This is a genomic window from Luteimonas saliphila (assembly GCF_016774335.1).
Lineage (GTDB): Bacteria > Pseudomonadota > Gammaproteobacteria > Xanthomonadales > Xanthomonadaceae > Luteimonas > Luteimonas saliphila.
The window spans coordinates 412,936-436,195 of sequence record NZ_JAETWA010000042.1 but is presented as its reverse complement, the minus strand read 5'-3'; the positions used below and the strand labels follow the sequence as shown (position 1 = coordinate 436,195).

The 23,260-nt window shown below is 69.3% G+C and carries 22 protein-coding genes; 3 read left to right on the top strand and 19 right to left on the bottom strand.

All coding sequences use genetic code 11. The features are described 5' to 3' along the window. Positions 1–11 precede the first annotated feature (11 nt). From tolQ to JMO03_RS14460, 9 genes are all read right to left on the bottom strand, one after another. Positions 12–803 carry a protein TolQ gene (gene tolQ, locus JMO03_RS14500; RefSeq protein ID WP_202844429.1) on the bottom strand — a complete coding sequence of 264 codons (792 nt, stop codon included), beginning with the start codon at positions 801–803 and terminating at the stop codon, positions 12–14. Continuing rightward, positions 800–1,258: a tol-pal system-associated acyl-CoA thioesterase gene (ybgC, locus tag JMO03_RS14495; protein ID WP_238346183.1), complete on the bottom strand. Its 459-nt coding sequence runs from the start codon at positions 1,256–1,258 to the stop codon at positions 800–802. Before ybgC ends, tolQ begins: the two co-directional genes overlap by 4 nt. Before the next feature lie 49 nt (positions 1,259–1,307). Then, positions 1,308–2,348: a Holliday junction branch migration DNA helicase RuvB gene (ruvB, locus tag JMO03_RS14490; RefSeq protein ID WP_202844427.1), complete on the bottom strand. Its 1,041-nt coding sequence runs from the start codon at positions 2,346–2,348 to the stop codon at positions 1,308–1,310. Between the two features lie 71 nt (positions 2,349–2,419). After that, entirely contained in the window at positions 2,420–3,052 is a 633-nt protein-coding gene (locus JMO03_RS14485; protein ID WP_273544265.1) for a NapC/NirT family cytochrome c, read from the bottom strand. A 5-nt stretch (positions 3,053–3,057) separates the two neighbouring features. Then, positions 3,058–3,582 carry a nitrate reductase cytochrome c-type subunit gene (locus JMO03_RS14480; RefSeq protein WP_202844425.1) on the bottom strand — a complete coding sequence of 175 codons (525 nt, stop codon included), beginning with the start codon at positions 3,580–3,582 and terminating at the stop codon, positions 3,058–3,060. Between the two features lie 2 nt (positions 3,583–3,584). Beyond that, positions 3,585–6,086, bottom strand: a complete 2,502-nt coding sequence (gene napA / locus JMO03_RS14475) for a periplasmic nitrate reductase subunit alpha (protein ID WP_202844424.1) — start codon at positions 6,084–6,086, stop codon at positions 3,585–3,587. Continuing rightward, positions 6,083–6,385 (bottom strand): chaperone NapD, encoded by a 303-nt coding sequence (locus JMO03_RS14470; protein WP_202844423.1) that lies wholly within the window; start codon positions 6,383–6,385, stop codon positions 6,083–6,085. The genes napA and JMO03_RS14470 overlap by 4 nt, the downstream gene beginning before the upstream one ends. A gap of 104 nt (positions 6,386–6,489) precedes the next feature. Further along, on the bottom strand, positions 6,490–6,657 hold the full coding sequence (gene napE / locus JMO03_RS14465; RefSeq protein ID WP_202844422.1) for a periplasmic nitrate reductase, NapE protein: 168 nt from the start codon (positions 6,655–6,657) through the stop codon (positions 6,490–6,492). Positions 6,658–6,827: 170 nt separating this feature from the next. Next, positions 6,828–7,826 (bottom strand): LLM class flavin-dependent oxidoreductase, encoded by a 999-nt coding sequence (locus JMO03_RS14460; protein ID WP_202844421.1) that lies wholly within the window; start codon positions 7,824–7,826, stop codon positions 6,828–6,830. Positions 7,827–7,951: 125 nt separating this feature from the next. Here JMO03_RS14460 and JMO03_RS14455 point away from each other — a divergent pair, with 125 nt between their 5' ends. Both JMO03_RS14455 and JMO03_RS14450 read left to right on the top strand, forming a co-directional pair. Then, positions 7,952–9,280 (top strand): TrkH family potassium uptake protein, encoded by a 1,329-nt coding sequence (locus tag JMO03_RS14455; RefSeq protein WP_202844420.1) that lies wholly within the window; start codon positions 7,952–7,954, stop codon positions 9,278–9,280. After that, entirely contained in the window at positions 9,273–9,944 is a 672-nt protein-coding gene (locus tag JMO03_RS14450) for a potassium channel family protein (protein WP_202844419.1), read from the top strand. Before JMO03_RS14455 ends, JMO03_RS14450 begins: the two co-directional genes overlap by 8 nt. Before the next feature lie 100 nt (positions 9,945–10,044). Here the strand turns inward: JMO03_RS14450 and JMO03_RS14445 are convergent, their stop codons facing one another. From JMO03_RS14445 to aspS, 7 genes are all read right to left on the bottom strand, one after another. Next, positions 10,045–11,937, bottom strand: a complete 1,893-nt coding sequence (locus tag JMO03_RS14445; protein WP_238346182.1) for a potassium transporter Kup — start codon at positions 11,935–11,937, stop codon at positions 10,045–10,047. 48 nt (positions 11,938–11,985) lie between these two features. After that, a complete protein-coding gene (gene ruvA, locus JMO03_RS14440; RefSeq protein ID WP_202844417.1) occupies positions 11,986–12,576 on the bottom strand; it encodes a Holliday junction branch migration protein RuvA in 591 nt (196 codons plus the stop codon). A gap of 112 nt (positions 12,577–12,688) precedes the next feature. Then, positions 12,689–13,210 (bottom strand): crossover junction endodeoxyribonuclease RuvC, encoded by a 522-nt coding sequence (gene ruvC / locus JMO03_RS14435; RefSeq protein WP_202844416.1) that lies wholly within the window; start codon positions 13,208–13,210, stop codon positions 12,689–12,691. 87 nt (positions 13,211–13,297) lie between these two features. After that, positions 13,298–14,020: a YebC/PmpR family DNA-binding transcriptional regulator gene (locus JMO03_RS14430; protein ID WP_202844415.1), complete on the bottom strand. Its 723-nt coding sequence runs from the start codon at positions 14,018–14,020 to the stop codon at positions 13,298–13,300. Between the two features lie 47 nt (positions 14,021–14,067). Then, entirely contained in the window at positions 14,068–14,745 is a 678-nt protein-coding gene (locus JMO03_RS14425; RefSeq protein WP_202844414.1) for an esterase/lipase family protein, read from the bottom strand. Between the two features lie 130 nt (positions 14,746–14,875). Further along, positions 14,876–15,418: a GNAT family N-acetyltransferase gene (locus JMO03_RS14420; RefSeq protein WP_202844413.1), complete on the bottom strand. Its 543-nt coding sequence runs from the start codon at positions 15,416–15,418 to the stop codon at positions 14,876–14,878. A gap of 185 nt (positions 15,419–15,603) precedes the next feature. Next, positions 15,604–17,364: an aspartate--tRNA ligase gene (gene aspS, locus JMO03_RS14415; protein ID WP_202844412.1), complete on the bottom strand. Its 1,761-nt coding sequence runs from the start codon at positions 17,362–17,364 to the stop codon at positions 15,604–15,606. A gap of 219 nt (positions 17,365–17,583) precedes the next feature. Here aspS and JMO03_RS14410 point away from each other — a divergent pair, with 219 nt between their 5' ends. Further along, positions 17,584–19,698, top strand: a complete 2,115-nt coding sequence (locus JMO03_RS14410) for a phosphoglycerol transferase I (protein WP_202844411.1) — start codon at positions 17,584–17,586, stop codon at positions 19,696–19,698. A 144-nt stretch (positions 19,699–19,842) separates the two neighbouring features. On the opposite strand, the gene JMO03_RS14405 is transcribed toward JMO03_RS14410, so the two are convergent. The 3 genes from JMO03_RS14405 to JMO03_RS14395 form a co-directional block, all read right to left on the bottom strand. Beyond that, entirely contained in the window at positions 19,843–20,184 is a 342-nt protein-coding gene (locus JMO03_RS14405; RefSeq protein WP_202844410.1) for an FmdB family zinc ribbon protein, read from the bottom strand. A gap of 161 nt (positions 20,185–20,345) precedes the next feature. Then, a complete protein-coding gene (locus tag JMO03_RS14400) occupies positions 20,346–21,029 on the bottom strand; it encodes a hypothetical protein (protein WP_238346181.1) in 684 nt (227 codons plus the stop codon). A 195-nt stretch (positions 21,030–21,224) separates the two neighbouring features. Beyond that, on the bottom strand, positions 21,225–23,168 hold the full coding sequence (locus JMO03_RS14395) for an ABC-F family ATP-binding cassette domain-containing protein (protein WP_202844409.1): 1,944 nt from the start codon (positions 23,166–23,168) through the stop codon (positions 21,225–21,227). Between the last annotated feature and the right edge of the window lie 92 nt (positions 23,169–23,260).

Sequence of the window (23,260 nt, the reverse complement as noted above, 5' to 3'; positions counted from 1 at the left end):
GGGCGCTCCGCTTACTCGATCGAACCCTGGCGCTGCAGGATCGTGCTGAACTCCTCGGCGAAGCTCTCGTAGCGCACCGCCAGGCGCTCGACGCGCATGGTGAAGCGGTTGTAGGCCCAGACCGCGGGAATCGCGACGAACAGGCCGATCGCGGTGGCGAACAGCGCCTCGGAAATGCCCGGCGCGACCGCGGCGATGCCGGTCTGCTCGCCGCTGTTGAGCATGTCGTGCATGGTCACCATGATTCCGAACACGGTGCCGACCAGGCCGACGTAAGGCGCGGTGGAGCCGATGTTGGCCAGCAGTTCGAGGTTGCGCTCGAGCTGGTCGACCTCGCGCGCGTGGCTCACCCGCATCGCGCGTTGCGCGCCCTCGAGCTGCGCGCGCCCGTCGAACCCGCGCTTCTCGCGCAGCCGGGCGAACTCGCGGAAGCCCGCCTCGAAGATCGCTTCCAGCCCGCTGACCTGGCGGTTGCGGTCGGTGGTGGCCGAGTAAAGCTTGCCGAGGTCGGCGCCCGACCAGAACCGGCCCTCGAACGCATCGGCCTCGCGGTTGGCGAGCTTGAAGATGCGCGCCTTGCGGAAGATGATCACCCAGCTGATGATCGAGCCGACCAGCAGCAGCAGCACGATGATCTGCACCGGCAGGCTGGCCTTGAGCATCAGGTCGATGTAGTTGATGCCCGAATGGGCCACGGCGGCGGCCGTGTCGGCGCCCTCGGCCAGGGTCGTGGTGGTGGCGGCCGCCTCTTCGGGCAATGGCTCGATCTGGGTAGCCTGCAGCAGCATCGCGAGGGCGGTCATTCGTCTTCGGCTCCGGGTTCGACGAGGCGGTTCAATTGCCGGTACAGCGGTTCGGGGATCGCGCGCGGACGGAACGTCGAGGCATCCAGCGCCGCGCACCGCACCTCCGCGTCGAGCAGCTTTTCGCCTTCGCGCAGGATGGATTGCGCGAAGACGACGCTGGCATGACGGCAGCGGCGCAACGAGACCGTCACCTGCAACGCGTCGTCCAGCCGCGCGGGCCTGCGGAAATCGATCCGCATCGCCCGCACCGCGAACACCAGATCGTGCGACAGGCGCAGCACGTCCTGCCCGTACCCCAGCGCGCGTACCCATTCGGTGCGCGCGCGTTCGAGGAACGCGACGTACTGCGCGTGGTAGACCACACCACCGGCGTCGGTATCTTCCCAGTAGACCCTTGTCGGAAGGCTGAACGGGTGGGAATCGGGAATCGGGAATCGGGAATGGGTGGTCAAGCCTGTGGCTCCGGTAGGGTCGGGATCCGCGTTCAATCGTTCGACTGCATCAGAACAGCGCTTCGGATTCCCCATTCCCGATTCCCGATTCCCGCGTGGGCTTCAGCCCGAGATGCCGCCAGGCCTTGACCGTCGCCATCCGGCCGCGCGCGGTGCGGACCAGGAAGCCCTGCTGGATCAGGTAGGGCTCGATCACGTCCTCGAGGGTGCCGCGCTCCTCGCTCAGGGCCGCGGCCAGCGAGTCGACCCCGACCGGCCCGCCGTCGAAGTTCTCGATGATCAGGTTGAGCAGCCGCCGGTCGAGCTCGTCGAACCCTTCCGGGTCGACCTTGAGCATCTTCATCGCCGCATCGGCGACGGCGTGGTCGATCCGCCCCTGCGCCCGGACCTGCGCGTAGTCGCGGACTCGCCGCAGCAGGCGGTTGGCGATGCGCGGCGTGCCCCGCGAGCGGCGTGCGATCTCGACCGCGCCCTCATCCACGCAATCGATGCCGAGGATCCGTGCGGCGCGGCGCACGATCCGCGCCAGTTCCTCGGCGCTGTAGAACTCCAGCCGCTGGACGATGCCGAAGCGGTCGCGCAGCGGCGCGGTCAGCAGGCCGGCACGGGTGGTGGCGCCGATCAGGGTGAAGGGCGGCAGGTCGATCTTGATCGAGCGCGCGGCCGGGCCCTCGCCGATCATGATGTCGAGCTGGAAGTCCTCCATCGCCGGGTACAGCACCTCCTCGACCACCGGCGAGAGGCGGTGGATCTCGTCGATGAACAGCACGTCGTGCGGCTGCAGGTTGGTCAGCAGCGCGGCGAGATCGCCGGCCTTCTCGATCACCGGACCGGAGGTGACCCGCAGGTTCACGCCCAGCTCATTGGCGATGACGTGGCTGAGCGTCGTCTTGCCGAGGCCGGGCGGCCCGAAGATCAGCACGTGGTCGAGCGCCTCGGCACGGCCCCTGGCGGCCTCGATGTAGATCGACATCTGCTCGCGCACCGGTTGCTGGCCGAGGTATTCCTCGAGCCGCTTCGGCCGGATGCTGGCCTCGATGGCGTCGTCCTCGCGGGTCGCGCCAGCAGCGATGATGCGTTGTTCTTCCATGCCGCTATGGTCGCATGGCACCCCGGCCGGCGCACCGTCGACGGAGGCGCCGCGGGCCGGCCGTCGCGGCGTCAGTGGGCCGCCGCTTCCCCCACCGGCAGCGCCTGCACGCCCTGCGGTACCCCGGCCATGTCCGGCAGCTTGTGGGCGACGCCCTTGTGGCAGTCGATGCAGGTTGCTTCACCCGTGGCCAGGAAGGTGCGATGGGTCCTGGCGGCCCGGCTGGCCTGGCGGGTCAGGTCCATCGAGTCGTAGTCGTGGCAGTTGCGGCATTCCAGCGAGTCGTTGGCCTTGAGCCGCGACCATTCGTGGGTGGCCAGCACCAGGCGCTGGTCGAGGAACTTCTCCCGGGTGTTGATGGTGCCGAAGATGTTGCCCCAGACCTCCTTCGACGCTTGCATCTTGCGCGCGATCTTGTCGGTCCAGTCGTGCGGCACGTGGCAGTCGGGGCAGGTCGCGCGCACGCCCGAGCGGTTGCTGTAGTGGATCGTGGTCTTGAGTTCCTCGAACACGTTGTCGCGCATCTCGTGGCAGCTGGTGCAGAACTCCTCGGTGTTGGTGATCTCCAGCGCGGTGTTGAAGCCGCCCCAGAACATGACGCCGGCCAGGAACCCGCCGAGCGTCAGGAAGCCCAGGCTCAGGTACCGCGCCGGTGCGTTGAACTGGCGCCAGAAGGTACGCAGCACGTCCGCGATACGGCGCAAGAGCCTCATTGCAGTTCGCGCTCCGAGCGCAGGAGGCTGTCGATGTCCCGGAAACCGTTGGCCACCAGCGGCTGCGCGTTCGTCTGCACCACGTGACACTGCACGCAGAAGTAGCGTCGCGGCGAGATCTCGGCCAGGAACTGGTCGTTGCGGTCCATGTAGTGGGTCACGCTGACCTCCGGCGCCTGGAACTGGGCGGCGGTGCTGCGCGCATGGCAGAGCATGCAGCGGTTCGAGTTGAGGTCCACCTGGTAGCCGTCGATGCTGTGCGGGATCGTCGGCGGCTGCATCGGGTAGGCGCGGCCGCGACGGATGTCGAAGTTCTCGGCGGTCGCCATCGGCAGCGGCGTGATCTCGCTGGTGATCGGCACGTGCCGGCGCAGCCCGTCGATGTCCTTCGCCGGGTTGCCGCGCGCGCCGACCTCGGGCGCCGGCGCGACCACCTGCGGGCGCGGGTCGCGATCGCGACCGCAGGCCAGCAGCGCAGGCAGGAGCACGGGCAGGAGCAACAGCAGCAGGATCGCACGCATGGTCAGGCTCCTCCCACCGCCACGACCCGCGCGGCGCATTTCTTGAAGTCGGTCTGCTTGGAGATGGGATCGGTCGCGTCCAGCGTGACCTTGTTGATCAGCTGCGCGGCGTCGAACCAGGGCACGAAGATCACGCCGCGCGGCATGCGGTTGCGGCCGCGCGTCTCCACCCGCGTGCGCATCGCGCCGCGGCGCGAGGCTACCGACACCTCGTCGCCGCGCTTGAAACCGCGCTCGCGCGCATCGTCCGGATGCATGAACACCACCGCCGAGGGGAAGCTGCGGTACAGCTCGGGGATGCGCCCGGTCATCGAGCCCGAATGCCAGTGCTCGAGCACGCGGCCGGTGACCAGCCACAGGTCGTATTCGTCGTCGGGCGACTCGGCCGGCGGCTCGTACGGCAAGGCCCAGATCACCGCCCGGCCGTCGGGATTGCCGTAGAACTCGAAACCGGTGCCGGGCTTGACGTAGGGGTCGGCGCCCTCGCGGTAGCGCCACAGGGTCTCCTTGCCGTCCACCACCGGCCAGCGCAGGCCGCGCACCTGGTGGTAGGTGTCGAACGACGCCAGGTCGTGGGCGTGGCCGCGGCCGAACTCGGCGTATTCCTCGAACAGGCCCTTCTGCACGTAGAATCCGAACGCCTCGGACTCGTGGTTGGCGTAGCCGGCCTCGATCTGGTCCACGCCGAAGGCGTCGACCTTGCCGTTGCGGAACAGCACCTCGAACAGGGTCTTGCCCCTGAAATCGGGATGGGCCGCCAGCGTCTCGGCGGGCCAGCACTCGTCGGTGGTGAAGCGCTTGGAGAACTCCATCAGCTGCCACAGGTCCGACTTCGCTTCGCCGGGGGCATCGACCAGCTGGTGCCAGAAATGGGTGCGCCGCTCGGCGTTGCCGTACGCACCCTCCTTCTCCACCCACATCGCGGTCGGCAGGATCAGGTCGGCCGCCTGGCAGGTCACCGTGGGGTAGGCATCGGAGACGACGATGAAGTTGTCCGGGTTGCGGTAGCCCGGATACCCCTCCTCCAGCATGTTCGCCGCCGCCTGCATGTTGTTGTTGACCTGCACCCAGTAGGCGTTGAGCTTGCCGTCCTTGAGCGCACGGTTCTGTTCGACCGCGTGGTAGCCGATCTTGTCCTTGATGGTGCCCGGCGGCACCTTCCAGATCTCCTCGGCCATGGCGCGGTGCTTGGGATTGGTCACCACCATGTCCGCCGGCAACCGGTGGCTGAAGGTGCCTACCTCGCGCGCGGTGCCACAGGCCGAGGGCTGCCCGGTCAGCGAGAACGGGCTGTTGCCCGGGGTGGCGATCTTCCCCGTCAGCAGGTGGATGTTGTAGACCATGTTGTTGGCCCAGGTGCCGCGCGTGTGCTGGTTGAAGCCCATGGTCCAGAAGGACATCACCTTCACCGCCGGGTCGGCGTAGAGCTCGGCCAGCTTCTCCAGCCAGCCGCGTTCCACGCCCGTCATCTCCACCGCGCGCTCGAGCGTGTACGGCGCGACGAAGCGCGCGAACTCGTCGAAGTCGATCGGCGTGCCGCCGTTCGGGTCGTCGGCGTTCTTCGCCTTGACCTGCAGCGGATGTTCGGGGCGCAGGCCGTAGCCGATGTCGTCGTTGCCGCGCTTGAAACTGGTGTGTCTGTCGACGAAGTCGCGATTGACCCTGCCCGTGCGGATGATGTGGTTGGCGATGTAGTTGAGGATCACCAGGTCGGTCTGCGGCCTGAAGACCATCGGGATGTCGGCCAGGTCGAAGCTGCGGTGCTCGAACGTGGACAGCACCGCGACCTTGACGTGCGGATGCGACAGCCGCCGGTCGGTGACCCGGGTCCACAGGATCGGGTGCATCTCGGCCATGTTCGAGCCCCACAGCACGAACGCGTCCGCCGCCTCGATGTCGTCGTAGCAGCCCATCGGTTCGTCCATGCCGAAGGTGCGCATGAAGCCGGTGACCGCGGAGGCCATGCAGTGGCGTGCGTTGGGATCGATGTGGTTGCTGCGGAATCCGGCCTTCATCAGCTTGTTCGCCGCATAGCCTTCCCACACCGTCCACTGGCCGGAACCGAACATGCCGATGCCATCGCCCCCCTTGGCCTTGAGCACAGCCCGGAACTTTTCCGCCATCACGTCGAAGGCCTCGTCCCAGCCGACCGGGGTGAAGTCGCCCTGCTTGTCGTAGACACCGTCCTTCTTGCGCAGCAGCGGCGTGGTCAGGCGGTCCACCCCGTACATCACCTTCGACAGGAAATAGCCCTTGACGCAGTTGAGGCCTCGGTTGACCTCAGCATGCACGTCGCCATGCGTGGCCACGACGCGGCCGTTGTGGACCGCGACGTTGATGCCGCAGCCGGTGCCGCAATAGCGGCACGGCGCCTTGCTCCACTTGAGTTGCCCTTCGCCTTCCATCACCACGTCGGCGACCTGTGCGGGCAGCGGCAGTCCCGCGGCGACGGCGGCGCTGGCGATGGCACTGTTGCGGATGAAATCGCGGCGGCTGGTGCTCATCGTGGCGGTTCCTGTGGTTCGGGTGGCGCGCCCACCGGGCCGGGCGACGCCAGCGGCTCGATGTGGTGGTAGACGAGGTTGACGGCGTACACGCCGGGCACGGCGTTGAGCAGGTCGATGCTGCGCATCAGCCCGGCGGTGCCGTCGCTTTCCTGCACGAGCACGCTGCGGGTCTGGTCCTGCAGCGCCAGTTCGAGCCCCTCGGCCGCACCGATGGTGTTCGCGAGCGCGGCGATCGCGTCGGGCCGGTGGCGGACCACCAGGCTGGCGACATGCCATTCGCGCGCGGCATCAGGCATCGGGCGGCGCCTGCAGCGTGCCTGGGCTGGCGTGCAGTCGCCGGTGCGGCAGCCCCGTGCGGATTCGATCGGCGTGGACGGATACGGGCAGGGCCATCGCGCCCTCAGATCCCCGGCGGCCCGGGTGGACCCGCGATCATCTGCCAGATCCAGACCGCGAACCCGTAGCCACCGACGATCATCACCGCCAGCAGCGGGAACAGCACCACGGTGATGAACAGGAACAGGATCAGTTCCCGTCGCTTGCTCGGCTGTCCGGCCCTCGGGTCCAACGCGCACCGCTCCTGGTGGAGACACCTGGCTTGCAGGCGCGTACCCTAACCCGCGCAGGCCCGGAGTCCAAGTGTGGCGGGCCGACAGGTGCGCAGGACCCGACGAGCGTCACGTTGCGACGAGGATCGCCCGGCGCCGCTGGCCCGGTGCTGCCGGCTGCGTTGCGCCGCTAGCGCGCGCCGAACGCGTCCGCCGCGAGCGAGAAGGAGTGGCGCCGCGCGGCGTGGTCGAAGATGTTGGCGGTGAGCATGAGTTCGTCCGGCCGATGCCGCGCGACGAACTGCGCGATGCCCTCGCGCACGTCGGCCGCATCGCCCACGACGGCGCAGGCCAGCGCCTGTTCGACCATCGCCTTCTCCTGCGGCGTCCAGAACGCCTCGATGTCGTCGATCGGCGGCGGGATCAACCCGGGCGCGCCACGTCGCAGGCGCACGAAACTCTGCTGCTGCGTCGTGAACAGGCGCTGCGCCTGCGCGCGGGTATCGGCCGCGACCACGTTCAGGGCCAGCATCGCGAACGGTGCGCGCAGGCGCCGTGAAGGCTTGAAGTCGCGGTGATAGAGCGCCAGCGCCTCGGTCATGGCCGCCGGCGAGAAGTGCGAGGCGAACGCATACGGCAGGCCCATCGCCGCGGCGAGCTGCGCGCCGAACAGGCTGGAACCCAGGATCCACACCGGCACGTCGATGCCGGCCCCCGGAACCGCCTGGACCGGCTGGCCGGGCTGTGCCGGCTCGAAGTAGCGCAGCAGTTCCGCCACGTCGGACGGAAACGCATCGGCGCCCGCGTAGTAGCGGCGCAAGGCTCGGGTCGTCGCCTGGTCCGTTCCCGGTGCACGACCGAGGCCGAGGTCGATCCGCCCCGGATACAGCGAGGCCAGCGTGCCGAACTGCTCGGCCACCTGCAGCGGCGCGTGGTTGGGCAGCATCACCCCGCCCGCGCCGACCCGGATCGTCGAGGTGCCGCCGGCGATGTGCCCGATCAGCACCGCCGTGGCCGCGCTGGCGACGCCCGGCATGTTGTGGTGCTCGGCCAGCCAGTAGCGGGTGTAGCCGAGCGACTCGGCCAGGCGCGCGAGATCGAGCGCGTTCGAGAACGCATCGGCGGGGGTGGAACCTTCGCAGACCGGCGCAAGGTCCAGTATCGAGAATGGAATGTGCTTGGTGGCCATGGCGGGCAAGATGGGGGCGTTCGCCGGGGATTGCCAGCGCGAGGCGCGATCCACGGTGCGCGCCGCCGCTCGCGTGGCACAATGCGCGCCGTCGCCCCCTCCCCTCGCCGTCTCCGGAGTGCGCCTTGCGCCAGGGCATCCACCATCCCGCCCGCCTGCTCCCGCTCGGCTTCCTGATCGTGATCGCCATCGGCACCGGCCTGCTGATGCTGCCGGCCTCGACCGTGGGCGCGGGCTCGGCGCCGCTGCTGACCGCCCTGTTCACCTCGACATCGGCGGTCTGCGTCACGGGGCTGGTGGTGGTGGACACGCCGACCTACTGGTCCGGATTCGGCCAGGTGGTGCTCATGGGCCTGTTCCAGGTCGGCGGTTTCGGCATCATGGCCGGCGCGACCCTGATGGGCCTGCTGGTCGCCGGCCGGCTGAACCTCCATACCCGCGTCGCCGCGCAGCACGACACCCGGCTGGGCCTGGGCAGCGTGGGCGGCGTGGTGAAGATCGTGCTGCTGACCACCCTGACCGTCGAGGCGATCGTCTGGCTGCTGCTGATGCTGCGCTTCCGCTTCGCCTACGGCATGGCCTGGGGCGAGGCCTCATGGCATGGCGTGTTCCAGTCGGTGTCCGCGTTCAACAACGCCGGCTTCTCGACCTGGTCCGACAGCCTGATGGGGTTCGCGCACGACCCGTGGGTGATCGCCTCGATCAGCTTCGCGGTGGTGCTGGGCGGTCTGGGCTTCCCGGTGGTGTACGAACTGCGCCACAAGCTGTTCTCCTACCGGCGCTGGTCGGTGCACACCAAGATCACCCTGCTCGGGTCGGCGGGGCTGGTACTGACCGGCGGCGTGGTGCTGGCGCTGTACGAATGGAACAACCCGTCCACGCTCGGCCCGATGCCGGCATGGGAGAAGATGCTCAGCGTATTCTTCGGCGCGGTCAGCGCGCGCACCGCCGGGTTCAACACCATCGACACCGGTGCCATGACGCTCGAGAGCCAGGCCGCCACCTGGGCGATGATGTTCATCGGCGGCGGCAGCGCCGGCACCGCCGGCGGCATCAAGATCACCACCTTCTTCCTGCTCGGCTTCGCAGTCTGGTCGGAAATCCGCAGCGAGCCCGACACCATCGCCTTCGGCCGCCGCATCCCGTCGCAGACCCTGCGGCTGGCGCTGACCGTGGTGCTGATGGCCATGACCGTGCTGTCGGTCGGCACGCTGGCACTGATGAGCGTGACCGATTTCCCGCTGGAGGACGTGATGTTCGAGGCGGTCTCGGCCACCGCCACCGTCGGCCTGTCCACCGGCATCACCGGTGAGCTGCCGCCCGCAGGACAGTGCATCATCATCGCATTGATGTTCATCGGCCGTGTCGGCACGGTGACCGTCGCCACCGGACTGGCGTTGCGCGCGCGGCGCCGCCTGTACCGCTACCCAGAGGAGCGCCCCATCGTTGGCTAGGACAATCGCAACCTCGAACGACAGCGTCGTCGTCATCGGACTGGGCCGCTTCGGCGGTGCGGTCGCCGATTCGCTGATGCGGCTGGGCCACGAAGTGCTCGGCATCGACGCCAATGCCGAACTGGTACAGAAGTGGTCCGACCGCCTGACCCATGTGGTGCAGGCCGACTCGACCGATGGCGACGCCCTGCAGCAACTGGGCCTCAAGCACGTGGAACACGCGGTGGTCGGCATCGGCAGCGACATCGAGGCCAGCGTGCTGACGGTGCTGGCGCTGGAGGAGATCGGCGTGCCCGACATCTGGGCCAAGGCCACCGGCCTGCGCCACGGCCAGATCCTCGAACGCATCGGTGCGCACCACGTGGTCCATCCGGAGGCGGCGATGGGCGAGCGCGTGGCCCACCTGGTGACCGGCAAGATGATGGACTTCATGGAGTTCGAGGACGGCTTCGCGATCGCCAAGACCACCGCGCCGGAGGAGTCGCATGAGATGACGCTCAGCGAATCCGACCTGCGCAAGAAGCACGGCATCACCGTGGTCGGCGTCAAGCGTCGCCATGCCGACTTCATCTACGCCCAGGCCGACACCTATATCGAGCCCGGCGACATCCTGGTGATCTCGGGTCCGACCGAGCTGGTCGAGAAGTTCGCGAACCTGGCGTAGCGATGGTTCAGCCGTGATTGGTGTCTGGTGATCGAGAAGCGAGCCGGACGGGGGTGACGGTGTCTCCGGATCCTTTCGAATCACGAATCACCAGTCACGCTCAGATCTCCACCTGCGCGCCCAGCTCCACCAGCCGGTTGCCGGGGATGTGGAAGTAGCCGGCCACCGGCGCGGCGTTGCGGTGCATCGCGGCGAACAGCTTGTCGCGCCACAGCGGCATGCCTTCGCGCCGTGCGCAGGCGACCACGTTCTCGCGACTGAGGAAGTAGGTCGTGTCCATCGGGTCGAGCACCAGGTCGCAGACGTCGCAGGTCTGCATCAACGCCTGCGGCACGTCCGGCGTCTCCATGAAGCCGAAGCGCAGCACGACCTTGTAGAAGCCGTCGCTCATCTGCTCCACCAGCATGCGCTTGTGCGCATGCGGCACGTTGAGCGTGGCCACGGTGAGGAACACGTTCTGCTCGTGCAGCACCTTGTTGTGCTTGAGGTTGTGCAGGAACGCGTGCGGCACCACGTTCTTGTCGGCGGTGAGGAACACCGCCGTCCCCGGCACCCGCACGGGAGGCGCCAGCATCAGGCCGGGCAGGAAGGTCTTGAGGTCGATGCCTTCCTTCTGGATCTCCGCGCGCAGCAGCTTGCGGCCGCGGCGCCACGTGCGCAGCATCGTGAACAGCGCGATGCCCAGCGCCACGGGGAACCAGCCGCCCAGCGGGATCTTGACGAAGTTGGCGACGATGAAGGCCAGGTCCACCAGCAGCAGCACGATGCACAGCGGCACCACCCACACCCGCCAGCGCGGCCACAGCGCACGCGCCACCACCGCCAGCAGCACGGTGTCGATCAGCATCGTCATCGACATCGACACGCCATACGCGCTGGCCAGCGCCGACGAGCTGCCGAAGCCGATCACCAGCCCGACCACGATCACCATCATCCACCAGTTGATCGCGGGGATGTAGATCTGGCTGATGTTGCTGCTGGAGATGTAGCGCACGGTCATGCGCGGGATGTAGCCCATCTGCACCGCCTGCTGCGCGACCGAGAAACTGCCTGCGATCACCGCCTGCGACGCCATCACCGTGGCCGCCGTGGACAGCACGATCAGCGGCACCAGCCCCCAGTCCGGCACGCCCATGTAGAACGGGTTGCGCGCGGCCTCCGGGCTTTCCAGCACCAGCGCGCCCTGTCCGAGGTAGTTGAGCATCAGCGACGGCAGCACGAAGAAGTACCAGGCGCGGCGGATCGGACGCGCGCCGAAGCGGCCGAGGTCGGTATAGAGCGCCTCGCCACCGCTGACCGCCAGGATCACCGCACCGAGGATGAAGATGCCGCCGAATGCGTGATCGGCGAAGAACCGCGCCGCCCACAGCGGGTTGACCGCCTTGAGCACCTCCGGATCGTGCAGGATGTTGAGCACGCCCATCAGCGCGAGCACGAAGAACCAGACCGCCGCGATCGGTCCGAACAGCAGCCGCGCGAAGCGGGTCGTGTCGAAGCGCTGGATCGCGAACAGCGCGATCAGCACCGCCAGCGTCACCGGGATGACCAGGAAGTGCAGCCCGGGCGACACCACCTCCAGCCCTTCCACCGCGGCCAGCACCGAGATCGCCGGCGTGATCACGCCGTCGCCGAAGAACAGCGCGGCCCCGAAGATGCCGACCACGCCGATCAGGTAGGCCTTGCGCGACCCCTTCTCGACGAAACGCCGGGTCAGCGTCATCAACGCGATGATGCCGCCCTCGCCCTCGTTGTCGGCGCGCAGGATCACGGTGACGTACTTCAACGTCACCACCAGCATCAGCGACCAGAACACCAGCGACAGCAGGCCGAGCACGGTGTCGTGGTTGGCGACCAGGCCGTACTGGGGAGAGAACGCTTCCTTGATGGTGTACAGCGGACTGGTGCCGATGTCGCCGAACACGACGGCCATCGCGCCGATCATCAGTCCGCGCGCGCCGACGGCCGGGCGGCCGGCCGGCGGCGATGGGGACATGGAAGGACTGTTCATGGGCTTGGCGTGGGGCCTTGTCTGCGGGTGCGATCAGCGCAGCGCCGATTGCAGCGCCTTGCGGATGATGGTTTCGGGCGGATCGCCGTCGCTGGCCGCGGCCTGGGCCATTTTCTGCGCCTCGGCCGGCTTGTAGCCGAGTTGCTGCAGGGCGATGGTGGCTTCGGACAGGGGATCGGCGGGCACCGCAGTGCCGCCTGCGAGCGTGGCGCCGCCGACGAAGTCCGCGGCGCGGTCGCGCAGTTCCACCACCATGCGCTCGGCGGTCTTCTTGCCGATGCCCGGGATCTTGGTCAGCGCCGCGACGTCGCCGGTTTGCACCAGCGACGCGAACTGGTTGACCGACGTACCCGACAGTACCGCCAGCGCGATCTTCGCGCCGATGCCGCTGACCTTCTGCACATCGCGGAAGAGCCGGCGCTCGGGTTCGGTCAGGAAACCGTACAGCGACACGCTGTCTTCCTTCTGCGCATGGTGCGTGAACAGGGCGACGTCCCTGCCGACTTCCGGCAGGTCGTAGAACGTGCTCATCGGCGCCTCCAGCTCGTAGCCCACGCCATGCACGTCGACCACCAGCCACGGCGGCTGCTTGTGGATCAGGGTTCCGCGGAGGCGGCCGATCATGGATGCGCCCTCCGGGCAGGTGATTGGTGATTGGTGATTGGTGATTGGAAAAAGCGATACCCGCCCTTGCCCCTTCGAATCACGAATCCCGAATCACTGATCACGGCTCTTCTCACTTCCGGCTCCAGGCCTGTTGCGCGCTCACGCCGAGTCGCTTCGCGGTGGCGCGCACGTGCGCATGGGTGATGGCGATCGCCAGCGCGTCGGCGGCGTCGGCCTGCAGTTTTCCGTGCAGGCCCAGCATGATGCCCACCATGTGCTGGATCTGTTGCTTTTCCGCGCCGCCGCGCCCGACCACCGCCAGCTTCACTTCCTTCGCGGCGTACTCGTGCACCGGCAGGTCGCGCAGCACCACCGCGCTGATCGCGGCACCGCGCGCCTGTCCCAGCTTCAGCGCCGAATCCGGGTTGCGGGCGAGGAATACGCGCTCGATCGCCACCTCGTCGGGACGATGCTGCTCGATGATCGTCGTCAGTCCGTCGAGCAGGCGCCGCAGGCGCATCGGGAAATCGCCTTCGCCCAGCAACGCGATCGGCGCGTGGAACACGTGCGACGTCCTGCCGGCGGCATCGACGTCGATGATCCCGACGCCGGTGCGCTGCGAGCCCGGATCGATGCCGAGGATCCTGGTCATGGCGGCCGTGATGGGTCATTGGCGATCGGTGATTGGGAAAAGCGGGATTCGTCCGAACTCTCGCTCTTCCGAATCACCAATCACGAATCACCAATCACCGCTCTCCGCGTTCGAATAGACATCCTGGACGTCGTCGAGTTCCTGCAGCCATGCCAGCAACTTCGCCACCTGCTGCGCGGTGTCTCCGCCGACCGCGACATCGTTGTCGGCGCGCATCGTGACTTCCGCGATCTCCGGCGCCAGCCCGGCCGCCACCATCGCGTCCTTGACGTCGTTGAACGCTTCGGGCGACGTGACCACGTCGATCGCCCCGTCCTCCGGATAGATCACCACGTCGTCCGCGCCGGCCTCGATCGCCGCCTCGGTGATCCGGTCTTCGTCCGCGCCCGGCCCGTAGGACAGCACGCCCAGCTTGCGGAACATGAATGCCACGGAGCCTTCGGTGCCCAGGTTGCCGCCGAACTTGCCGAAGGCGTGGCGCACGTCGGCCACGGTGCGCACGCGGTTGTCGGTGAGGCAGTCGACGATCACCGCCACGCCGCCGGGCGCGTAGCCCTCGTAGCGGATCTGCTCGTACTCCACCCCTTCGAGCTCGCCGGTGGCCTTCTTGATCGCGCGTTCGATCACGTCCTTGGACATGTTGACCGACAGGCCCTTGTCGATCGCCGCGCGCAGGCGCGGGTTGCCGGCGGGATCGCCGCCGCCCGCGCGGGCCGCCACGCCGATCTCGCGGATGATCTTGGTGAAGATCTTGCCGCGCTGCGCGTCGACGGCGTTCTTGCGCGCTTCGATGGAAGGACCGCGTCCCATGGCTCAGGCGGATCTCGTGCGGAAAGCGCGGATTATACGTTTTGCGGTCAGTTGCCGTGTTCGAAGCGCCCGTTGCGCAGGAATGCGGCGGCCTGGCGCGCGGCGTCCGCGGACAGCACCAGCCCGGTGTGGCTGCAGTCGACCAGGCAGTGGTCGCACAGGCCCGGCAGCCTGGTTTCGGCGATGCCGACGGTCCCGTCGGAAGCGCGGTCCACCGCGGCCAGGACCCGCCCCAGGCCGCGCGGTACGCAGCCCGCCACCACCCCCACCTCGGCCGGACCGTCCCAGTGCTCGAACCCGCGCAGCAGCAGGTCGGCGCTCCGGCCCAGGATCGGCGAGGACCATCGCCGCGCGCCCAGCGCACGCGCGGTGCCGCTGCCGCGCAGCGGCGAGCCCAGGCAGACCACGCGCCGCACCGGCAGCGCCGGATCGAGCCGCAGGGCCTCCAGCGCCACCAGCCCTCCCAGGCTGTGACCCACGATGTCGGTCTCGGGCCCTTCGCGCAGCCGCTCCACCAGCGCCCGGGCCGCAGCCGCGCCGCCGTCACGCACGCTGTCGTAGGCCCAGATCCGCGGCGCGAACCCGGCCGCGCGCAACTTCGCCGCCAGCGGCGCGAGCCAGAAGCCGGCGTTCCAGATGCCGTGGATCAGCAGGACCGGACGCGGCGCGGGCGTTGAAGCGGCCGCGGATTCGGGTGCGGGTGCGGGGTCTCGACGCGGTGCCATGCGCGGATTGGGCCGCGGCGGGGGGGATTGCGCAAGTCGGCGCCCGGGCGCCTGCCCTCGCCGTGCCCGACTGGTCCGCCGCCTTCCGGCCTCCAAGGCAGGCGGGCGGCACGACCGTGCCGCGCCCGGCCTAACCGGCGGGCCGACGCAGGATGAACTCCAAGTCCTGCGTCGCGCCGACGCGGAACAGGTATTCGCCGACCTTCCCGAAACCATAGCGCGCGTAGAAACGCTGCGCCCCCGGGTTCTCCGACCAGACTCCGACCCACAGCGTCCGTGGCCCGTCGCGCAACAGCCAGTCCATCGCCGCGTCCATCAGCCGGCTGCCGTGGCCGCCCCCCTGCATGCCGCGTACGAGGTACAGCCGCTTGAGCTCGCCGTCGCCCGGTGCGACCTCCGGGTGCGGCAGGCCGCAGGGACCGGCGGCGACATGGCCGATCGCCTCGCCCCTTCGACCTTGCTCAGGGCAGGCGTCGCATTCGAGCAGCCAGACCGCGTAGTCCGGATGCGACAGGATGAGGTGCTGTCTCTCCACCGCGTAGGCTTCACGCAGGAAGTCTGCCAGATCCTGCGGCGGATACAGGTGGCCGAAGCTCTCGGTGAACGTGCGCGCGGCGAGCGTCGACAGGGTGCCGGCGTCTTCAGCGGTGGCGCGGCGGATGGCGACGCTCATCCGGTACCTCGCGCCCAGGCCTTCCGCCCTACTCGGAGCAGAGGACATCGCTCGACGCCCGGCGTTCCCGCCGTCCACCGTGCCCGCCGAAGCGGCCACCGGCCGGCGCGCGGCATCGGCTTCCTCCCCCACGTGCGGGGAAGGACCGGGGCGGCAGCGAACCGGCCACGGGGCGCCATCGCCCGCTAGCCTTTCGGCCGCACCTGGACGTGCACCTCCGCCAGTTGCGCATCCGGCACCGGCGACGGCGCGCCGGTCATCAGGCATTGCGCGGAGGTGGTCTTGGGGAAGGCGATCACGTCGCGGATCGACTCGGTGCCGGCCATCAGCGCGGCGATGCGGTCGATGCCGAAGGCGATGCCGCCGTGCGGCGGCGCGCCGTACTTCAGTGCGTCGAGCAGGAAGCCGAACTTCGCCTGCGCCTCCCCGGCGCCGATGCCCAGCAGCTCGAACACGGCCGACTGCATGCCCGAGCGATGGATGCGGATCGACCCGCCGCCGATCTCGTTGCCGTTGAGCACCATGTCGTAGCCGCGCGACACGGCCGTCGCCGCGTTCGCGCGCAGGTCGGCCTCGTCGTCGATCGCCGGCGCGGTGAACGGGTGGTGCAACGCCACGTAGCGCTGCGCCTCCTCGTCCCACTCGAACATCGGGAAATCGGTGACCCACAGCGGCGCCCAGCCATCGGCGACCAGCCCGAAGTCCTTGCCCGCCTTGAGGCGCACCGCGCCCATGAAGTCGCTGACGGTCGGGTACCTGCCGGCGCCGAAGAACACGAGATCGCCGTTGCCCGCGCCGACCTGCGCGACCAGCGCGGCGAACCCGGCTTCGTCGAAGAACTTCTGGATCGGCGAGCTCACCTCGCCGGTGTCGGAGATCTTGATGTACGCCAGACCCTTCGCGCCGTACTTGCCGGCATGCGCGGCGTACTCGTCGATCTGCTTGCGCGAAAGCGACGCACCGCCGGGAATCCGCAGCGCGCAGACGCGGCCGCCGGCCTCGTTGGCGGGGCCGGTGAACACCGCGAACCCGCTGTCCTTCACCAGATCGGCGACGTCCACCAGCTCCAGCGCGATGCGCAGGTCGGGCTTGTCGGAGCCGTAGCGGCGCATCGCCTCGGCATAGGTCAAGCGCGGGAACTCGGCCGCGAGCTCGACGCCGGCCACCTCGCGGAACACGTCGCGGATCATCGCCTCGACCGTGTCCTGCACGTCGCGTTCGGACACCCACGCGAACTCCATGTCGAGCTGGGTGAACTCCAGTTGGCGGTCGGCGCGCAGCGCCTCGTCGCGGAAGCAGCGCGCGATCTGGTAGTAGCGGTCGAAGCCCGCCATCATCAGGATCTGCTTGAACAGCTGCGGGCTCTGCGGCAGCGCGTAGAACTCGCCCGGGTGCATGCGCGCCGGCACCAGGAAGTCGCGCGCGCCCTCCGGCGTGGCCTTGGTCAGGATCGGGGTCTCGATGTCCTGGAAGCCGCGGGCGTCGAGCCAGTGACGCAGCGCGCTGACCAGCTTCGTGCGGGTGCGCAGCTTGCGTTGCATGGCCGGGCTGCGCAGGTCGAGGTAGCGGTAGGTCAGGCGCGTCTCCTCGCCCGGGTTCTCGTGGTGGTGGAAGGGCAGCGGTTCGGCCTTGTTCAGCAGCTCGATGCGCTCGGCCACCACCTCCACCTGGCCGGTGTGGATCCTGGCGTTGACCGCGTGGCGACGGCGCACGGTACCGGTGACGCGCAGGCAGTCCTCGTAACCCACTTTCTCGGCCGTGGCCACGACCGCGTCGTTGCCGGCGGTCGGCGACGGTTCGGCCACCACCTGGACGATGCCCTCGTGGTCGCGCAGGTCGATGAAGCACACCCCGCCGAGGTTGCGGGCGACATCCGCCCAGCCGCACAGGGTCACGGTCTGCCCGATCAACGTCTCGTCGACCAGGCCGCAGAAGTGGGTACGCATGGAACGCAGACTCCAGTGAATCGGTCCGGCCAGGCCGGTAAACCCGCAAGTTTAGACGGTTTGGCGCGCGCGGACCCGGGGGCCGGGGGGCGATGTCATGCGGCCCGGCGCTCCGGTGTCGACACCCGGTTCAGCAATATGACAGCAACGTGTCAATACGGTCCGGGCTTCGGCCACGTTCCGTCGGCCCCCTCCCTTTCGCAAACAAGATCACGCCGCATGTCGACGATCCTGCTGCTGTCGCTGGTGTTGTTGGCCTACCTGCTGGTGGCCGCGGAACGGCTGGCCTGGGCCAAGGCCGGGCTGCTGTCGCTGCTGCTGCTCGCGTTGAGCGGCTGGTGGCTGGTCGACCGGCTCAGCGGCAACGGCATCGACGCGGCGACCCTCTACCACCTGCAGGCCGGCATCGAGGGCGCGGGCGTGGCGGACTTCAGCGGCGACCTGCTGCGCTTCGGCGGCCTGGTGCTGCTGTCGCTGCTGCCGCTGGTCCTGGTCGGCGCGCTGCGCGGGCGTCTGGCCGGGTTTCGCGGCCGGCATCCGGGGCCGGCGGTGACCGCGACCTTCGCCGCCATCTTCGTGGCCGCGATCCTCGCCAGCCCGCTGTACGCGGACGCCAGGCGCCTGCAGCGCCAGCTTGCGCCGGTCGACGTGGACGGCGTCGCCGCCGAGTACCGCGTCCCCGTGGGCACGCTGGCGCAGCGCAGGAACATCGTCTGGATCTACGTCGAGAGCCTGGAACGCACCTACTTCGACCAGTCCGTCTTTCCCGGCCTGATGCCCAATCTTTCCCGGCTCGCCGGCCAGGGCCTGGACTTCCGCGACATCGCCTCGCCCGAAGGGTCGGGCTGGACGATCGCGGGTATCGTCGCCTCGATGTGCGGGGTGCCGCTCACCACCGCCCGCGGCGACGAGAACAGCCTCGGCCGCATGCGCGAGTTCCTGCCGGGCGCGCACTGCCTCGGCGACTACCTGAAGACCCAGGGCTACCGCAACGTGTTCCTCGGCGGCGCCGATGCCGGGTTCGCGGCCAAGGGCAACTTCCTCCAGCGCCACGGCTTCGACGAGGTCCGCGACCTCGCCCATTACCGCGCCGCGGGCATCGACCCGGAACACTTCTCCAACTGGGGCCTGCACGACGACGTGCTGCTCGAGGACGCGTTCGACACCTTCATGACGCTCTCGGCCAGCGGCGCGCCGTTCATGCTGAGCGCGCTGACGATGGACACCCACCATCCCGCCGGCCACCTGCCCGCGGCCTGCCGCGACGAGCGCTACGAAGGCCCGCTGGGCGACATCGGCCTGCTGCACGCGCTCAAGTGCAGCGACCGGCTGGTGTCGCGGCTGATCGAGCGCATCCGCGCCAGTCCCCACGCCGACGACACCCTGATCGTGCTCGCTTCGGACCACCTGGCGATGCCCAACGACCTGAGCCACGTGCTCAAGGACATGCGCCGCGAGAACCTGCTGCTGTTGCTGGCCCCCGGCCTCGAACCGCGGCAGCTGACGGTGGCCGGCTCGGTGCTCGATACCGGCGCGACCCTGCTGTCGCTGCTCGACCCCGCGCACGAGGCACTCGGTTTCGGCCGCTCGCTGCTGGTCCCGAAGGCGCAACCGGGCGCCTCCCGTGCCGCGCTGGCCGGTGACGGTTCCGGCTACGCGCCCTACCTGGCGTACGCGCGCGAGCTGTGGACGGGCGGCGACGTGCGCACGCTGCGCGTCGACGGCGACCAGGTGCGGATAGGCCTGCAGCACGTCAAGCCGCCGGTGATGATCGAGTACGACGCCGACTGGGGCCTGGGCTCGATCACGATGGAGGACGCGCCGCGCCAGTTCGGCATCGACGATCCGGCCAACGTGCGCGCCTACGTCGACCGCTGCACCGCGTTCGACGACAGCACGCTGCGCGGCGAGTGGTGTGCGCTGCTGGTCGATGCCGACGACAACCGCAAGCTGTTCGCCGGTGCCGACCTGCAACGCGGAGTGCGCGTCGACGCGAAACTCGAGGTGGCCACCGGCCCGCGCCCGCGCCCGCGCCGCGCGGTCTGGCTCGGCGCAGAGTCGGCCGTGGTCTCGGGCGAATACCAGTTGCGGCTGCGCCCGCGCGAGTGGCCGAGCCACGCGTTCTGGCTGGAAGCGGTCGCATCGGACGGCCGCGTGGTCGCGCGCGAGTGGATCCGGCCCGACGAGCGCGACCTGTCGCGACCGATCCGGCTGCGGATCGGCGTCGACCAGCGCATCGACGATCTGGAGTTCCGCGCGTGGCTGGACTGGGCCGAGTACATGGAGCTCGACAGTCTGGCCATGGTGCGCACCGGCGCCCGCTCGCGCTCCTGACACCCCGGACGCCGACGCCCGCTTATCCGGGCGCGCGAGCCGCGGGCCCTGCATCGCGGGTCGCGCCGGCGGCATCGCGGCAACGCGCTCCGGATCAGCGGCGGCTGCCGCGGCCCGTTCGGCACGCCCTGGCGGGCGGCGGGTTCAGGCGTCGGGCGCTTTCGCGACCGGCGCTTTTTCCGTCGGCTTGGCTGCGGGCTTGTCGACCGGCTTGTCGCTGGGCTTGGCCGGCTCGGACGCCGCGCCCGCATCGGGCTTGGACGCACCCTCGCCGCCTTCGGCAAGGTTGCGCTTGCGGTCCCCGTCCTTCTTGAAGTCGGTCTCGTACCAGCCGCCGCCAGCCAGCCGGAATGCCGGTGCGGTGAGCGCGCGCCGGATTGCGACCTCGCCGCAGACCGGACAGGTGTCCGGATCCGGATCGGACAGCTTCTGCAGGCGGTCGAAGGCATGGCCGCATTGCTCGCAGCGGAAGGCGTAGATGGGCATGGCGAGGTGTGGAAGTCCTGAACTGGCGCGCAGTGTGGGGCTGGAACCACGGAAATCAAGCGACGCCAGGCGGCGCGTCGGACGGTCGCCCCCGGCGCGCGGTCAAGGCCCTGCCGCTTTCCGCGACCGGGCGGCTCGCGCCGGGACCGCCTTCGGGCAACCTACTCCTGCGGCGCGTTGCCCCAGGGCGGCGGCGGCAGGTCGACCGGCACGGCGAGGTCGAACTCGACCTTGAACTCGCGTCCACCCGGGCGCGTGAGCTCGTACAGGAAGCGCCGGCCCGGCTCGACCTCCATCGCCCAGGTGTTGGTCACCGAGGCGCTGAGGCCCTCCTTCTCGAACATCGCGATCGATTCGGCGTCGACCGGGAATTCCTGGCGCACGGCGGTGCCGGCGCTGGCGGTGTCGCCGCCGTACATCGTGACCGCGTCGTCGCTGCCGTCCTCGTGGCGATGGTCGTGCTTCAGACGCAGGCCGGACCCGGTCCGGGTGAGGACCCAGGTGCGGGAGTGGTCGTCGCCGACGTGGAAGGGTACGCGCAACTCCTCCGCAGGATCGTCGCAGCCGCGCACGTGCATCACCAGGCGCTGGCCTTCGAATGCATCGGGTTCGGGCGATTTCGGCTCGTTGGCGACGATGCGGCCCTCGTACGCCTGACCGCAGTGCGTCGCGAGCGCGGCCATGAAGGCGTCGGCCGGGGCGGCGGCGGGCTCGAAGTCTTCGGCCGCGGCATCGGCCTGCGCGGCGGCATTGTCGCCCTGGTCGTCGGTATCGTCGATGCCGATGCAGGCGGAGAGCGCCAGCGCGAGCGCGGCGAGCGACAGGTTGCGCAGTGTCGTGTTCATGGACTGCACCGTAACCGCGCCGGCGATCGGTCGCAAGCACGAGCGCGGACACGCTGCGCGGCATGGCCACGCCGCCGCGACCGGTCCGGACCGCGTTGCGCGCCCGATGCCGGTCCGTGCACGTCGCGCCCGGCGCGAAGCCCGTGCCGGTCGCACGCCACGACATTGGCGGCGCGCCGCGACGGGCGCGCAGGCTCAGCCGTACAGCGCCAGCAACTCGGCTTCCGCGGCTTCGAGCTGCGCGCGCAGCCGCGCCTGGCGTTGCCCGAGGTCGACGACCTTCTCGCCGTCGACGTAGGTGCCCGGATCGGCCAGCGCCGACTCGATCTCGGCCAGCGCGCGCTCCAGGTCGGCCACGCGCGCTTCGGCCCTGCCGAGCTTGTGCGGGTTGACCTTCGGCTGCGGCCTGGCAGGCGCGGGCGGCTCCGGCACGGGTTCGGCCTTCGCCGCCTGCGCCCGCGCCTGCTCGCCCGCGGGACGCGCGCGCAGCCAGGCGGCGTACTCGTCGAGGTCCCCGTCGAACGGCCGGACCACGCCCTCGGACACGCGCCAGAAGGTATCGCTGACCAGGCCGATGAGGTGGCGGTCGTGCGAGACCAGCACGATCGCGCCGTCGAAATCGCTCAGCGCCTCGGCCAGCGCCTCGCGCATGTCCAGGTCGAGGTGATTGGTCGGCTCGTCGAGCAGCAGCACGTTCGGCTGCTTCCACGCGATCAGCGCCAGCGCAAGGCGCGCGCGCTCGCCGCCGGAGAAGCCGTCGATGCTTTCGAACGCGCGCTCGCCCGGAAAGTACCACTTGCCCAGGAAATCGCGGAACGCCTGGGTCGGGCTGTTCGGCGACAGCGTGCGCAGGTGGTCGATCGGCGAGGTGCCCGCAACCAGCGATTCCACCGTGTGCTGGGCGAAGTATCCGATGCGCAGGTCCGGATGCGCGTAGCGCTCGCCCCCAAGCAGCGGCAACTCGCCGACCAGCGACTTGACCAGGGTCGACTTGCCCGCGCCGTTGGGGCCGAGCAGGCCGATGCGGTCGCCCGCCTCCAGGCCGAAGCCGACGTCGTCGAGAACGACGACGTCGGCGTGATTGGTGATTCGTGATTGGTGATTCGAAACAGCCGACGTCTCCCGCTTTTCCGAATCATCAATCACCGATGACGAATCACTGCCTCTCGCGGCATAGCCGCACTGGCCATGATTGATCCGCAGCAACGCATGCGGCAGCTTCAAGGGCTGCGGGAATTCGATCCGGAACTCGCGCTCGGCGCGTACCGCCTCGGTGCCCGCAAGCTTCGCCAGGCGCTTCATCCGGCTCTGCGCCTGCCGCGCCTTGCTGGCCTTGGCCTTGAAGCGGTCGATGAACTTCTGCAGGTGCGCGCGCTCGGCCTGCTCCTTCTCGTGTGCGATCTGCTGCTGGCGCAGATGCTCGGCGCGCTGGCGCTCGAACGCGGTGTAGTCGCCCACGTACAGTTTCGCCCTGCCGTCGTTGAGGTGCAGGGTATGCGTCGACACGCCGTCGAGGAACTCGCGGTCGTGGCTGATCAGCAGCAGGGTGCCCGGGTACTTGAGCAGCCACTGCTCCAGCCACAGCACCGCGTCGAGGTCGAGGTGGTTGGTGGGCTCGTCGAGCAGCAGCAGGTCGCTGGGCATCATCAGCGCGCGCGCCAGGTTCAGGCGCACGCGCCAGCCGCCGGAGAACTCGCCCACGGCGCGGTGATGGGTGTCCGCCGGAAATCCGAGACCGTGCAGCAGCCGGCCGGCGCGTGCTTCGGTGTCGTAGCCACCCAGTTCGGCGAGTTTCTGGTGGGCCTCCGCGACCGCCTCCCAGTCCTCGCGCGCGTTCGCCTCGGCTTCGGCGCGGATCACCGCCGCGATCGCGGCGTCGCCGCCGAGCACAAAGTCGATCGCCGGATCGGGCAACGACGGCGTTTCCTGGGCCACGCTGGCGATGCGCACCCGGTTGGGCACGTCGATGTCGCCCCTGTCGGCCTCCACCTCGCCGCGGATCGCTGCGAACAGGCTCGACTTGCCGGTGCCGTTGCGACCGACCACGCCCACCCGCCAGCCCGCGTGCAGGGCCAGGTCGACGTCGGACAGCAGCAGGCGCTCGCCCCGGCGCAGGGCGAAATTGCGGAAGGCGATCATGGGGCGCGGATTCTACCGGAGCCGGCAGCGACCCATGCCTCGCAGCACTTATGCCGGCACGGCAGCGCGAAATGCACTTCCGGCCTTTGACC

Bases quoted from the DNA above. Each gene is read 5' to 3' on its own strand.
- napA (WP_202844424.1), bottom strand. From the start codon at position 6,086: ATGAGCACCAGCCGCCGCGATTTCATCCGCAACAGTGCCATCGCCAGC.
- JMO03_RS14470 (WP_202844423.1), bottom strand. From the start codon at position 6,385: ATGCCTGATGCCGCGCGCGAATGGCATGTCGCCAGCCTGGTGGTCCGC.
- tolQ (WP_202844429.1), bottom strand. From the start codon at position 803: ATGACCGCCCTCGCGATGCTGCTGCAGGCTACCCAGATCGAGCCATTG.
- JMO03_RS14430 (WP_202844415.1), bottom strand. From the start codon at position 14,020: ATGGGACGCGGTCCTTCCATCGAAGCGCGCAAGAACGCCGTCGACGCG.
- JMO03_RS14410 (WP_202844411.1), top strand. From the start codon at position 17,584: ATGTCGACGATCCTGCTGCTGTCGCTGGTGTTGTTGGCCTACCTGCTG.
- ruvA (WP_202844417.1), bottom strand. From the start codon at position 12,576: ATGATCGGCCGCCTCCGCGGAACCCTGATCCACAAGCAGCCGCCGTGG.
- ruvB (WP_202844427.1), bottom strand. From the start codon at position 2,348: ATGGAAGAACAACGCATCATCGCTGCTGGCGCGACCCGCGAGGACGAC.
- JMO03_RS14420 (WP_202844413.1), bottom strand. From the start codon at position 15,418: ATGAGCGTCGCCATCCGCCGCGCCACCGCTGAAGACGCCGGCACCCTG.
- JMO03_RS14395 (WP_202844409.1), bottom strand. From the start codon at position 23,168: ATGATCGCCTTCCGCAATTTCGCCCTGCGCCGGGGCGAGCGCCTGCTG.
- JMO03_RS14480 (WP_202844425.1), bottom strand. From the start codon at position 3,582: ATGCGTGCGATCCTGCTGCTGTTGCTCCTGCCCGTGCTCCTGCCTGCG.
- JMO03_RS14460 (WP_202844421.1), bottom strand. From the start codon at position 7,826: ATGGCCACCAAGCACATTCCATTCTCGATACTGGACCTTGCGCCGGTC.
- JMO03_RS14445 (WP_238346182.1), bottom strand. From the start codon at position 11,937: ATGTCCCCATCGCCGCCGGCCGGCCGCCCGGCCGTCGGCGCGCGCGGA.
- JMO03_RS14400 (WP_238346181.1), bottom strand. From the start codon at position 21,029: ATGAACACGACACTGCGCAACCTGTCGCTCGCCGCGCTCGCGCTGGCG.
- aspS (WP_202844412.1), bottom strand. From the start codon at position 17,364: ATGCGTACCCACTTCTGCGGCCTGGTCGACGAGACGTTGATCGGGCAG.
- JMO03_RS14405 (WP_202844410.1), bottom strand. From the start codon at position 20,184: ATGCCCATCTACGCCTTCCGCTGCGAGCAATGCGGCCATGCCTTCGAC.
- ruvC (WP_202844416.1), bottom strand. From the start codon at position 13,210: ATGACCAGGATCCTCGGCATCGATCCGGGCTCGCAGCGCACCGGCGTC.
- JMO03_RS14425 (WP_202844414.1), bottom strand. From the start codon at position 14,745: ATGGCACCGCGTCGAGACCCCGCACCCGCACCCGAATCCGCGGCCGCT.